We start from the raw sequence: 12868 nt of genomic DNA, 5'->3' as shown, positions 1-12868 counted from the left end.
CTGGAACGAGGACAAACAGCAGACAGGGCCCTGTGCTCCAGGTATCCGTTCGATATCCGTGGCCGGCGCGAAGTGGCGGCAGGGCGTGCTCGGATGCCCGACATCCTCGCGTCGCCTCGCCCGGTCCTTCGACGGCCGTTTTCTCGCGCGTGGGCACCACGCCCCGCATCGCCGGGCGGTTGGTGCACTCACGGTGACGCTGCCGGGGACCGGGGCCCGCGGCCGGGCCCGAGGGGCCGTCATGAAGCCGAAGTCGAAACCGGCCGATGGCCGACCGCAGCAGGAGGACGATACCGGCGAACCGCCGGTGGACACGCATCGCTTCCTGTGACGGTCACGTCGGGCGACTGCGGCTCGTCCACGGAAAGGCGGGCATCATGGTGCTCGATTCGACAACGCTGCACTCGAGCATCGAGGATCCGGTTCTCGACCGGATGAACTTCCTGAACGAGATCACGTTCAGCTACCCGGACGCGGTGTCCTTCGCACCGGGGCGTCCTTATGACGGCTTCTTCGAGGTCGAGGAGGTCCATGCGCACCTGCGCCGGTACGCGAAGTACCTGGAGAGCCGGGGCGCGGAGCTGGCGGAAGTGCGCAGCGGCTTCTACCAGTACGGGCCGGCCGCGGGGCAGATCCGGGAGCTGATTGCGTACTCGTTGCGGCAGGACGAAGGGCTCGAGGTCGCGCCCGAGTCGATCGTGGTGACCGTCGGTGCGCAGGAAGCGATGTTCCTGGCGCTGCGGACACTGTTCGCGACGCCCGAGGACGTGCTGCTGCTCGTGACTCCCTGCTATGTCGGCATCATCGGGGCCGCGCGGCTGCTGGACATCCCGGTGGTCGCGGTGCCCGAGCGCGACGGGCGGCTGGTGGTGGCGGACCTCGACGGGGCCGTACGTGCGCAGCGCGCGGCGGGCCGCCGGCCGCGGGCGGTCTACGTGGTGCCGGACCACGCCAATCCCACCGGGTCCACGCTGGACCTGCCGACGCGCACCGCACTGCTCGAACTCGCCGGGCGCCACGGGCTGCTCGTTCTGGAGGACAGTCCCTACCGGTTGAGCGGCCCCGGGCCGCGCCACCCCATGCTCAAGGCGCTCGACGGGTCGAGGAGCGTCATCCAGCTCGGCACCTATTCCAAGACGCTGTTCCCCGGTGCCAGGGTCGGCTACGTCGTGGCCGACCAGGAGGTGCGTGACGGCTGCGGGCGAGTCCGGCTGCTCGCGGACGACCTGGCGAAGGTGAAGAGCATGGTCACGGTCAACACCTCCTCGCTCAGCCAGGCGGCCGTGGCGGGTGCGCTGCTGAGCGCGGACGGCCGGCTCTCCGTCCTGAACGCGAAGGCTGCCGAGCACTACCGCCGCAGCATGGCCGTGACGCTCGCGCAGTTGGAGCGATGGCTGCCCGAGGGGCGTCGCCGGGAGCTGGGGGTGGACTGGAACAGTCCCGACGGCGGCTTCTTCCTCACTCTGCGCACCGGTTTCCGTACCGGCACCGCGGCTCTGGAGCGCTCGGCCCGCGACTTCGGCGTGATCTGGACGCCCATGGAGTTCTTCCATCCGCACGGCGGGGGCGAGCAGGACATCCGGCTCTCCATCAGCTGTCTGACGCCCGGGCAGGTGGCCGAGGGGGTCGAGCGGCTCGCGCGGTTCGTGGAGGCGCTCAGCAGCGAGACGCACGGCGACGGAGCGCACGGCAAGGACGTGCCCGGCACCGGAACGGAGAGTGACGCACCATGACCACGGCCCTGGACCGAGCACTGATCGCCACGGCCCCGCGCATCCTGAGCGTGGGCACCGCCGTGCCCCCCGAACACTATTCCCAGGAGGAACTGCTCGACCTGTTCGGGATCACCGACCGGAAGGTGCGGTCCGTCTTCCTGCTGGGCTCCATCCGGCAGCGCTCGCTGGTGCTGCCCCCGGCGGCGCCGGACGGCACCAGGCTCCGGGAGTCCCAGGGCGACCTCCTGGACAAGCACAAGGCCTGGGCCGTGAACATGGGAGCGGACGCGCTGGCCCTGTGCCTCAAGCGGCTCGGGGCCGACCTGTCCGAGGTGGCGTACCTGTGCTGCGTGACCTCGACCGGCTTCCTCACCCCGGGCCTGAGCGCGCTGCTGATCCGCGAGCTCGGCATGGACTGGCACACCGCGCGGGCCGACATCGTCGGCATGGGCTGCAACGCCGGGCTCAACGCGCTCGCCGTGGTCGGCAACTGGGCCGCGGCGAATCCGGGCCGGCTGGCCGTAATGGTCTGCTCGGAGGCCTGCTCGGCCGCCTACACGATGGACTCCACCATGCGTACGGCCGTGGTCAACAGCCTCTTCGGCGACGGCGCCGCGGCGGTGGCGGTCATGGCCGACCCGGACGGTGGCGAAGGGCCCGAGGAAGAGGAGGAAGGGCCCGGCCGCCACCTCGACGGCCCCCGGATCCTGAAGACCGCGGGCGTCACCATCGTCGACGCCATGGATGCGATGCGCTACGACTGGGACCGCGACCAGGACCGTTTCAGTTTCTTCCTGGACCCGCAGATCCCCTACCTGGTCGGCGCGCACGTGGAGGGCGTCGTCGACCGGCTGCTCGCCGGCACGTCGCTGCACCGCGACGACGTCACGCACTGGCTGGTGCACTCCGGCGGCAAGAAGGTCATCGACGCGGTAGCCGTCAACCTGGGGCTGACCCGCCACGACCTGCGGCACACCATCACCGTGCTGCGCGACTTCGGCAACGTCTCCAGCGGCTCGTTCCTCTTCTCCTACGACCGGCTCCTACAGGAAGGCGTGGTCCGCCCCGGCGACTACGGCGTGCTCATGACCATGGGCCCGGGTTCAACGATCGAATCCGCACTCATCCAGTGGTGACCCAACGCAAGGAAGACCGCCATGCCCGTCAACGCACTCCCCGAAAGCCCCGCGCTGCATGTGGACGGCAGCCGGGAGATCTCGGCCGAACTGGCCCATGCCGTCTCCGCCCTGTGCGACGAGGCGGAGTCCACCGGGGCCGATTTCGCGACCCTGTACGTCTCCGGCGCCCCGACGGGCGAGGCGGTGGCGAAGGTGTCCGACGTGGCCGCCGTCACGAAGTGGGAGCGGGCCGTTCGGCGCTTCGAGCGGCTGCGACTGCCCACGCTGGCGGCGGCGAGCGGGGAGTGCGGCGGTGCCGCGCTGGACCTGCTGCTGGCGGCTGACGTCCGGGTGGCGGCGCCGGACCTGCGGCTGCTGCTGTCCTTCCACGACCAGGGGACCTGGCCGGGCATGGCCGGCTTCCGACTGGTCCAGCAGCTCGGGCTGGCCTCGGCGCGCCGCACGGTGCTCTTCGGGGTGCCGATCACCGCTCGTGAGGCGCTGGAGCGGTCCCTGGTGGACCAGGTGAGCAAGGACCCCGGGCGCACCCTGGCGGCCGCCGCCCGGATGCTGCGCCGCTTGTCCGGCCCCGAACTCGCGATCCGCCGCCAACTGGCCTTCGACGCCCAGTGGATGAGCTTCGAGGACGCGCTGGGCCCGCACCTGGCCGCCTGCGACCGCTCGCTGCGGCGCACCCAGGCGGCGAACGAGGTGACGGCGTGAGCACGTCGAACGCGCAGGCGCCGGCCGCCGTGCGGGGACGCGCCGCGGACGGGTTCGAGCGGGCGGCCCGGCTGCTGCCGCCGTTTCCGGAGCCCGGGCCGCGCACCGGCGAGCCGCGCGCCCGTACCGAGCAGGCGCTGGAGACCGCCCGCGCGCAGCGCACCGCCTTCCTGGACTGCCACGCCGAGCCGCTCTACGACCGGCTCACCGGGGACCGTACCCGCCGGCTCCGGCTCGACGGCCTGGTGGAGGGCGCAGCGTTCGTGGTGCCCGGTCTGGTGCCCACGCCCGCGCAGCTGCGGGCGGAGCGTGCCACGCCGGTGCGGGAGCGCCTGGGCTACGAGATCGACCTGGGCGTCTTCCTGCGCGGCCTGCTGCGCTGCCCGGCCGCCGGCGACCACCTGATGGACTCCATGCTCCGGCCCACCGAGCGCGCGCTGGGCCTGCTCGGGGAGTTCGAGGCCACCGGGGTGGTCCGGCTGGAGAGCACGAGGCTGGAGCGGCGCGAGGGGGTGGCCCGGATCACCATGTGCGCCGGAGACCGGCTCAACGCCGAGGACGAGCAGCAGGTCGACGACATGGAGACCGCGGTCGACCTCGCGCTGCTGGACCGGCGCTGCGAGATCGGGCTCGTCCGGGGCGGCGAGATGACGCACCCGCGCTACGCGGGCCGCCGGGTGTTCAGCGCCGGGATCAACCTCAAGCACCTGCACGCGGGCGAGATCACGCTCGTCGGCTTCCTGCTGCGCCGTGAACTCGGCTATCTCCGGAAGCTGCTGCTCGGGCTGCGCACGGACGGGGCGTCGTGGCGCTACCCGCTCACCGACATGCCGTGGGTGGCCGCGGTGGACGGCTTCGCGATCGGCGGCGGCATGCAGCTGCTGCTCGCGGTGGACCACGTGCTCGCGGCCTCCGACGCCTACCTGAGCCTGCCGGCCGCGCAGGAGGGGATCGTCCCGGGCGCGGCGGACTTCCGGCTCCCTGCGGTGACCGGCCCCCGGCTGGCCCGGCAGATCATCCTCGGCGGCCGGCGGGTGCGTGCGACCGACCCCGAGGCCCGCACGCTCGTCGACCAGGTCGTCGACCCGGCGGACCTCGACCGGGCCGTCGAGCGCGCCCTGGAGCTGCTGCGCGACCCGGCCGTCACCGCCAACCGCCGCATGGTGAACCTTTCCCTGGAGCCGGCGGACGGCTTCCGCGCATACATGGCGGAGTTCGCGGTCCAGCAGGCGCTGCGCGTCCACGCGGCGGACGTGCTCGGCAAGGCGGGCCGTTTCACGGCGCGCCCGCCCGGTTGACGCCGTGCCAGGGCCGCCTTCCCCTCCCCCGCCGCCGCCCGGCGGCCGGTACCCGAACGACAAGGAGACCGAGTTGACATCCTCCACCGGCTGAAACCGGAGGATTCCAACCCTCACGGGTCGGGCTTCCTGCTTCACAGCCGGTTGCCGACCTGGGGCTACCAGCGAAGGGACGGTGTACCGCCCATCGGTCTTACATCAGCTCCCCAGACCTGACTTCCCGCCAGCCCGGCGGGAGGCCGGCCCTGAACTCGGCTGTCACCCCGAATTGGCGCGATCAACTATCACGCACAGTGACCCGAGGAGCGGGGACAGCGGTCCGCCTTGACGGCGAAACGCTGACTCCTACCCCGCTACGCGGGAAGTCCGTTTCCTCCCCCGGCCAAAGCCGGGGGCATCCACGGAGGTATCAGATGACCAGCCCCTTCGACGACCCGGACGCCTCCTACCTCGTGCTGATCAATCCGCGGGGCCAGTACTCGCTGTGGCCCGCGTTCGCGCAGGTGCCGACCGGGTGGCGGATCGCCTACGGCCGGAGCGCTCGCGACGAGTGCCTGGCGTACATCGACCGTGCTTGGACCGACCAGCGACCGCCGGGCCCGGTCACGGTGCCGGGCGGCGCCCAGGTGGCCGCAACATGATGGCCGGCCCGGGCCCGCTGATCACGGTACGGGCCACCGGCGGCGACGGCGCGGAGCCGACCCGGGGGCACGTCAGGCCCGGCACCTCGCGGCGGATCCGGCCCTACCTGCGGCCCTACCGTCGGCAGATCGCCGCGCTGCTGAGCCTGACCGTGCTCGACGCCGTCATCACCGTCTCCACGCCGCTGCTGTTCAAGGTGCTCATCGACCACGGCATCATGCCCCGCGACCGGGGCGTCGTGGCGGGCGCCGCCGCCGCGGTGGCGGGCCTGGCACTGCTGCAGGCGCTGGTGGGCTTCCTGGTGAGCCGCAGTTCGGCGCGCATCGGCGAAGGGCTCATCTACGACCTGCGCACCGAGGTCTTCGAGCACGTGCAGAGGCAGCCGCTGGCGTTCTTCACCCGGACGCAGACCGGTTCGCTGGTGAGCCGGCTCAACACCGACGTGATGGAGGCCCAGCAGGCGGTGACCGTGCTGCTGTCCAACGTGCTCTCAAGTCTGGTGGTACTGGGCCTGGTGATCGCCACGATCTTCTACTTGTCCTGGGTCGTCGGCCTGGTCGTGCTCGTCACGGTGCCCCTCTTCGTGCTGCCGGGCCGCGTCGTCGGGCGCCGGCTGCAGCGCAACCTGCGCACGTCGATGCAACTGGACGCCGAACTCGGCTCGCTCATGCAGGAGCGCTTCAACGTGGCCGGTGCGCTGCTGGTCAAGCTCTACGGCCGGCCGCAGAGCGAGGCCCGGCGGTTCGCCGACAGCGCGGCGCGGGTCAGGGACGTCGGCGTGGTCACCTCCGTCTACTCGCGCATGCTGCTGGTGACGGTGACGCTGCTGGCGTCGCTCGCCACGGCGGCGGTCTACGGCGTCGGCGGCGAGCTGGTGGTCGACGGGGCCATGCAGATCGGCTCGCTGGTGGCCCTGGCCACCCTCCTGGCACGGCTCTTCGGCCCGATCAACCAGCTCTCCAACCTGCAGTCGAACTACCTGACCGCGCTCGTCTCCTTCGACCGGCTGTTCGAGGTGCTGGACCTCAAACCGCTGATCGTGGAACGGCCCGACCCGGTCACACTGCCCGCCGCGGCCCGGTCCCGGGCCCCGGAGGTCGAGTTCGAGGACGTCTCCTTCCGCTATCCCGCGGCGGGAGAGATCTCCCTCGCCTCGCTCGAAACGCTGTCGCTGCCCGCGCCGGAACGCTCCGGCGACACCCACGCGCTGCGCGGGGTGAGCTTCCGCGCCCCGGCGGGCCGGCTGACCGCGCTCGTCGGGCCCTCCGGCGCGGGCAAGACCACGGTCAGCCAGCTGGTGGCGCGGCTCTACGAGCCCACCGGGGGCACCGTGCGGATCGGCGGCCACGACGTGCGCGACCTGTCCCTGGCCTCGCTGCACGACACCGTCGGCATGGTGACGCAGGAGGCGCACATGTTCCACGACACCATCCGCGCCAACCTGCTCTACGCCAAACCGGGCGCCACCGAGGCGGAGCTCGTCGAGGTCTGCGAGGCCGCGCAGATCTGGGACATGGTCTCCGCGCTCCCCAACGGCCTGGACACCGTCGTGGGCGACCGCGGCTACCGCTTCTCCGGCGGCGAGAAGCAGCGCCTGTCGATCGCGCGGCTGCTGCTCAAGAAGCCGTCCGTGGTCGTGCTCGACGAGGCCACGGCACACCTGGACTCGGAGTCCGAGGCGGCACTGCAGAAGGCGCTGTGGACCGCCCTGGCCGGCCGCACCGCACTGGTGATCGCCCACCGTCTGTCCACGATCCGCGAAGCCGACCAGATCCTCGTGCTCAAGGGTGGGCGCGTGGTCGAACGCGGCCGGCACACCGAACTCGTCGACGGCGGCGGCCAGTACGCGGAGCTCTACCGTACCCAGTTCGCCAAGCCGCCCGCGCCGCGCCCGGAAACCGAGCAGCACTCGGCGAACGGCTACGGCGACCTTCGCCCGCTGCCGCCCGGCGGAGGGCCCCTGCGCCGGCTGCCGCCGCCCGAGACCGCACCGGACCCCGACCGACCCGAAGGGAGAGCACATTGACATCCCCCTCCGACTGAAGCCGGAGGATCCAACCCTCACGGGTCGGGTTTTCTGCTTCACAGCCGGTTGCCGACCTGGGGTTACCAGCGAAGGGGCGGTGTACCGCCCGTCGGTCCTACATCAGCTCCACAGACCTGACTTCCCGCCAGCCCGGCGGTAGGCCGATCCGGGACTCGGCTCCCACCCGAATTGGCGTGATCAACCCATCACGCACGGCAACCACGGCAGTGGGGGCAGCGGTCCGCCTTGACGGCGAAACGCCGCCTCTTGCCCCGCCACGCGGGAAGTCCGTTTCCTTCCCCGGCCGAGGCCGGGGGTATCCACGGAGGTGCCAGATGACCCAGTTGACGGTCGAGGACGTGTGGCCGCTGTCCCCACTGCAGGAGGGGCTGCTGTTCCACGCCTCGTACGACCAGGACGCGCCCCGGGACGTGTACGTGGGACAGCGGATCCTCAACCTCGACGGCGATCTGCGGCCCGAGGCGCTCAAGGCGTCCTGGCAGGCGATGCTGGAGCGGCACGCGAGCCTGCGGGCCGGCTTCCGCTCCCGTTCGGCCGGCGACACCGTCCAGGTGATCGCCAAGGGCGTGCGGATCCCGTGGACGTACGCCGACCTCGGCGCACTGGGCGACGAGCAGGCCGAGCAGGAGGCCGGACGCCTGGCCGCGGTCGACGCGCGGCGCTTCGACCTCGGCATGCCGCCGCTGCTGCGGGTACTGCTGTTGCGCGTGGGCCCCGGCCGGCACCGGATGGTGGTGACGATGCACCACATCCTGATGGACGGCTGGTCGCTGCCGGTCCTGTTCCACGAGCTGTGGGCGGTCTACGGCAACGGCGGCGACCCCTCGGTGCTCCCGAAGGTGCCGCAGTACCGCGACTACCTCGCCTGGCTGGTGCGCCGGGACACCGACGCCGCGCGCGAGGCGTGGCGCGCGATGCTGGCCGGCGCCGAGGAGCCCACCCTGGTGGGCCCCGACGACCGCGGCGGCCCGCCGGTGGTGCTCCGGCACGTGGTCGACCGGCTCGGCGACGACCTCGCCGACCGGCTGCGGGAGACGGCACGCGCCGCCGAGGTCACCCTCAATCGGGTCTTCCAGGTCGCCTGGGCGCTGCTGGTGGGCAAGCTGTCCGGCCGGCTGGACCCGGTCTTCGGCGCGACCGTCTCCGGCCGCCCCGCCGAGGTGCCGCACGCGGACCGGATGGTCGGGCTGTTCATCAACACCGTGCCGGTGCGCGTGCCGCTGGACGCGGCCGTGCCCTTCCGCGAGGCCATGGCGGCGCTGCAGGACCAGCAGGCCGCCCTGCTCGACCACCAGCAGCTGAGCCTGCCCGAGATCCAGCGCGCCTGCGGCCCCGGCGCGGTCTTCGACACCCTGCTGGTCTTCCAGAACTACCCGCGCGGCCCGATGGTGGCCCCGGCGCCGCCGCCCGGCGGACAGGACCGGGCGCCGCGGCCCGACGGTCCCCCGCCCTGCGGCGAGGGGCTGGGCGGCACGGCGCTGAGCAGCGGGGAGCAGGGCGGCGGCCCGCTGCCCCCGGGGCCGCCGCCCGCCGACGGGCAGGACGGTCCGCCGGGTCTGCGGCCCGGGGACGATCGGCCGGGCCCCGCCGCCATCCGGGTCTCGGCCGGCGGCGGCGAGGAGGCCGCCCACTACCCGTTGACCATCGTGATCACGCCGACCGACGACATCGAGGTCCGACTGGACTACCGGCCCGACCTGTTCGACGAGCGCACCGCCCGCGGCCTGGTCGACCGGATGCTCCTGGTGCTGCGCCAGGTCGCGGACGACCCGGACGTGCCCCTGGGCCGGCTCGACGTGCTGACCGGCGAGGAGCGGCAGGAACTGAACGGATCCCGGAACCGGACCCGCCGCGAACTGCCCGGTGCGACGCTCGCCGAGCTCTTCGAGCAGCAGGCGCGCCGCACCCCCGGGGCCGTGGCCGTGGTGGCCGGGGACGCCGAGCTGACCTACGCCGAACTGGACCGGCGGGCGAACCGGCTGGCGCGCCGGCTGGCCGGGCTCGGCGTGGGCCCGGAGACACTGGTGGGCGTGGTGGCCGAGCGCTCACCCGAGCTGATCACCGCGCTGCTGGCGGTGGTGAAAGCCGGTGCGGCGTACCTGCCGATGGACGGCAGGCACCCGGCCACCCGGCTCGGCGCGGTGGCGGCGGAGGCGGGTGCGGCCGTCGTGCTGGTCGACACGCCGAACGCCGAGCGGGGCCTGGCCGACGCCGCGCTGTTCGCGCCCGCCGAGGTGCTCCGCCTGGAGCCGGCCCGCACGGGTACGCACTCCCCCGCCTCGAACGGTGACGACGCGGCCCTGCCCCCGGTGCGGGTGCGGCCGGAGAACCTCATGTACGTCATCTACACCTCGGGTTCCACCGGCCTGCCGAAGGGCGTCGCGGTGACCTACGGCAGCGTCCTCGCGTTCTGCCTCGACGAGTGCTGGTCGAGCGAGACCCTCCAGCGGGTGCTGGTGCAGGCCAACCACGCCTTCGACGCCTCCACGTACGAGATCTGGACGACGCTGCTGCACGGCGGCCGGCTGGTGCTCGTGCCCCCCGGGGACATCGACACGGTCGAGCGCGGCCGGCTGATCGCGGCCCAGAAGGTGACCAGCCTGCACGCCACGGCCGGGCACTTCCGGGTGCTCGCGGAGCAGGCCCCGCACATCTTCGACGGCGTGCGCGAGGTCTCCACCGGCGGCGACATCGTCTCCGCGCACGCCGTCCGGACGCTGCTACGCTCCCACCCCGGCCTGGTCGTACGCACCACCTACGGCCCGACCGAGTCCACCGCCTTCGCCACCCAACTGCCCTTCACCGACGCAGAATCCGTGCCCGACGTGGTGCCGCTGGGCCGGCCGATGGACAACACCAGGGCGTTCGTCCTCGACGCGTTCCTCAAGCCCGTACCCGTCGGCATGACGGGCGAGCTCTATCTCGCCGGGGCCGGGCTGGCCCGCGGCTACCTCGGCCGCGCCGCGCTCACCGCGGAACGCTTCGTCGCCTGCCCCTTCCCCGCCGACGGCGAGCCCGAGGGCGCGCGGATGTACCGCACCGGCGACCTGGCGCAGTGGACCCGTGAGGGGCAGCTGCTCTTCCTCGGCCGCGCCGACAAACAGCTCAAGATCCGCGGGTTCCGCATCGAGCCGGCCGAGATCGAGGCCGTGCTCGCCGCGCACCCGGACGTCGCCCAGGCGCTCGTGGTCGCGTTCGAGGACGCGAGCGGCCACAAGCGGCTGGCCGGGTACGTCGTGCCGGCCGACGGCGATCAGGCCTCGCCCGACCCGCGGGCGCTGGAGGAGTACCTCGCCGGGAAGCTGCCCGACTACATGGTCCCGGCCTCGGTGACCGTGCTCGTCGCACTGCCGGTGACGGCCAACGGCAAGGTCGACCGGGCCGCCCTGCCGCTGCCCGTCTTCTCCGCCAGCGCGGCGGGGCGAGCCGCCGCCACCGACACGGAGGAACTGCTGTGCCGGCTCTTCGCCGAGGTGCTGAACCTTGAACGGGTGGGAGCCGAGGACTCCTTCTTCGCCCTCGGCGGCGACTCGATCACCTCCATGCTGCTGGCGGGGCGGGCCCGCAAGGCCGGCCTGGCGGTCACCCCGCGCCAGATCTTCGAGCTGCGCACACCCGCGGAACTCGCACGGGTGGCCGAGTCGATCGACGACACGGAGGCGGTGCACGCCGAGGAGGTCCCCTGCGGCCCGGTCCCGCTGACCCCGGTGATGCACGAGATCGCAGCACGCACGGGCTCGGCGGCGCGCGCGGGCAGCCAGTCGATGGTGCTGACCGCCCCGCCCGGTCTGACGCCCGACCGGCTGGCCGCCGTGCTCCAGGCCGTCGTCGACCGGCACGACGTGCTGCGGGCGCGGCTGGAGGAAGCGGACGGGCGGCTGGTGATCCCCGAGCCGCACGCGCCCGCGGCGGTGCCCGCGGCGGACCTGGTGACCCGGGTGGAGGCGGTGGGCCTCGACGGGACGCGGCTGGACGCGCTGCTCGACGAACAGGCCGCGGCCGCCGAGGCCGCGCTGGCGCCGCAGGACGGCGTGATGCTGCGGGCCGTACTCATCGACCGCGGCGCCGCGCAGAGCACCCTGGTGCTGCTGACGGCCCATCACCTGGTGATCGACGGCGTCTCCTGGCGGATCCTGATGCCCGACCTGGCCCTCGCCCACGCGGCCCTGGCCGCGGGGGGCGCGGACGCGGCGAGGGCGGCAGTCGCCCCCGAGCTCACCTCGTTCCGCCGCTGGGCGAGCGCCCTGGCGGAGCGGGCCAGGGCGCAGCAGACGGTGGACGAACTGCCTGCCTGGAGGCGGGTGCTCGACCGGGTCGAGCCGCCGATCGCCGGCCGGCCGCTCGACCCGCGGACCGACACCGTGGGAGGCGGGCTGTCCCGCGCCGAGCTGACCGTTCCGGCGCGGACGGCGGGATCGCTGCTGGCGGCGCTGCCCGCCGCCTACCACGCGGGAATCGACGACGTGCTGCTGTCCGGGCTCACCGCGGCGCTGGACGAGTGGCTGCGCGCACGCGGCGGGCGGGCCCCGGAGGGCTTCCTGATCGACCGGGAGGCGCACGGCCGGGTGCCGTTGTCCGAGGACATGGACCTGACGCGGACCCTCGGCTGGTTCACCGCCGTCCACCCGGTGTGGCTGGAGCCCGGTCCGATCGACACGGCCGAGGTCCGGGCGGGCGGCGCGGACGCCGCGCGGCTGATCAAGCGGGTCAAGGAGCAGCTGCGGCAGGGGCCGGGCGACGGTCTCGGCTACGGCCTGCTCAGGTACGTGAACCCGGCCACCCGTTCGGTGCTCGAGCCCCTCGCGGCACCGCAGATCGGGTTCAACTACCTGGGCCGGTTCGGCGGCCCGCGCGGGGAGCCGGGCTCCCCGGGCGCCGACGGGGCGCCGTCCGGGGTGGACGGTTCCCCGCAGGCCGGCTGCGGCGGCCCGCGCCCGTGGACGCCGGCGGACGAGCACCCGGCACCCGACGGCGGCGTCGACCCGTCGATGCCCCTGCGGCACGTGCTGGAGATCAACGGCTCGGCGCGGGACCTGCCCGAGGGACCGGAGCTGTGCTTCGTCCTCGAGTCACCCCGCGGGCTGCTCACCGGGGCTGAGCTAGGCGATCTCGCCGAGCGCTGGCGGGCGGTGCTCGAGGGCCTGGTCCGGCACGCCTCCGAGGGCCCCGGGGGTCACACCCCGTCGGACTTCTCGCTGATCTCGCTGGGTCAGGAGGACATCGACGAGTTCGAGTCCGCCTTCGGCGGGGCGGGCGGCGGCTGACCCGGGCCCGGTGACGCTGCGGTGCGGCGAAGCGGCGTGGGGTCTCCCGGCCCGCCGACGG

7 protein-coding genes are annotated in these 12868 nt (G+C 73.2%); all 7 read left to right on the top strand.

Annotated features, from left to right (window positions below):
- Positions 1 to 377 precede the first annotated feature (377 nt).
- The 7 genes from ACZ52R_RS39890 (at position 378) to ACZ52R_RS39860 (ending at position 12807) form a co-directional block, all read left to right on the top strand.
- Positions 378 to 1733, top strand: coding sequence for an aminotransferase-like domain-containing protein (locus ACZ52R_RS39890; protein WP_465755244.1), 1356 nt, complete (start codon positions 378 to 380; stop codon positions 1731 to 1733).
- On the top strand, positions 1730 to 2851 hold the full coding sequence (gene dpgA / locus ACZ52R_RS39885; RefSeq protein ID WP_360509483.1) for a 3,5-dihydroxyphenylacetyl-CoA synthase DpgA: 1122 nt from the start codon (positions 1730 to 1732) through the stop codon (positions 2849 to 2851). Before ACZ52R_RS39890 ends, dpgA begins: the two co-directional genes overlap by 4 nt.
- A gap of 21 nt (positions 2852 to 2872) precedes the next feature.
- A complete protein-coding gene (dpgB, locus tag ACZ52R_RS39880) occupies positions 2873 to 3556 on the top strand; it encodes an enoyl-CoA-hydratase DpgB (protein ID WP_465755243.1) in 684 nt (227 codons plus the stop codon).
- The gene (dpgC, locus tag ACZ52R_RS39875) at positions 3553 to 4854 is read left to right on the top strand and encodes a (3,5-dihydroxyphenyl)acetyl-CoA 1,2-dioxygenase DpgC (RefSeq protein WP_465755242.1); all 1302 of its coding nucleotides are present in this window, start codon (positions 3553 to 3555) and stop codon (positions 4852 to 4854) included. Before dpgB ends, dpgC begins: the two co-directional genes overlap by 4 nt.
- A gap of 413 nt (positions 4855 to 5267) precedes the next feature.
- Positions 5268 to 5495 carry an MbtH family protein gene (locus tag ACZ52R_RS39870; protein WP_360509477.1) on the top strand — a complete coding sequence of 76 codons (228 nt, stop codon included), beginning with the start codon at positions 5268 to 5270 and terminating at the stop codon, positions 5493 to 5495.
- Positions 5492 to 7522 (top strand): ABC transporter ATP-binding protein, encoded by a 2031-nt coding sequence (locus ACZ52R_RS39865; protein ID WP_465755241.1) that lies wholly within the window; start codon positions 5492 to 5494, stop codon positions 7520 to 7522. The genes ACZ52R_RS39870 and ACZ52R_RS39865 overlap by 4 nt, the downstream gene beginning before the upstream one ends.
- A 335-nt stretch (positions 7523 to 7857) precedes the next feature.
- On the top strand, positions 7858 to 12807 hold the full coding sequence (locus ACZ52R_RS39860) for an amino acid adenylation domain-containing protein (protein ID WP_465624440.1): 4950 nt from the start codon (positions 7858 to 7860) through the stop codon (positions 12805 to 12807).
- The last annotated feature ends 61 nt before the right edge of the window (positions 12808 to 12868 follow it).

Source organism: Kitasatospora sp. NPDC034023 (genome assembly GCF_055575795.1).
This window is presented reverse-complemented; position numbering and strand designations above follow the sequence as displayed.

Coding starts and splice junctions, on each gene's coding strand:
- ACZ52R_RS39890 (WP_465755244.1), top strand. CDS start 378: ATGGTGCTCGATTCGACAACGCTGCACTCGAGCATCGAGGATCCGGTT.
- dpgA (WP_360509483.1), top strand. CDS start 1,730: ATGACCACGGCCCTGGACCGAGCACTGATCGCCACGGCCCCGCGCATC.
- dpgB (WP_465755243.1), top strand. CDS start 2,873: ATGCCCGTCAACGCACTCCCCGAAAGCCCCGCGCTGCATGTGGACGGC.
- ACZ52R_RS39870 (WP_360509477.1), top strand. CDS start 5,268: ATGACCAGCCCCTTCGACGACCCGGACGCCTCCTACCTCGTGCTGATC.
- ACZ52R_RS39865 (WP_465755241.1), top strand. CDS start 5,492: ATGATGGCCGGCCCGGGCCCGCTGATCACGGTACGGGCCACCGGCGGC.
- ACZ52R_RS39860 (WP_465624440.1), top strand. CDS start 7,858: ATGACCCAGTTGACGGTCGAGGACGTGTGGCCGCTGTCCCCACTGCAG.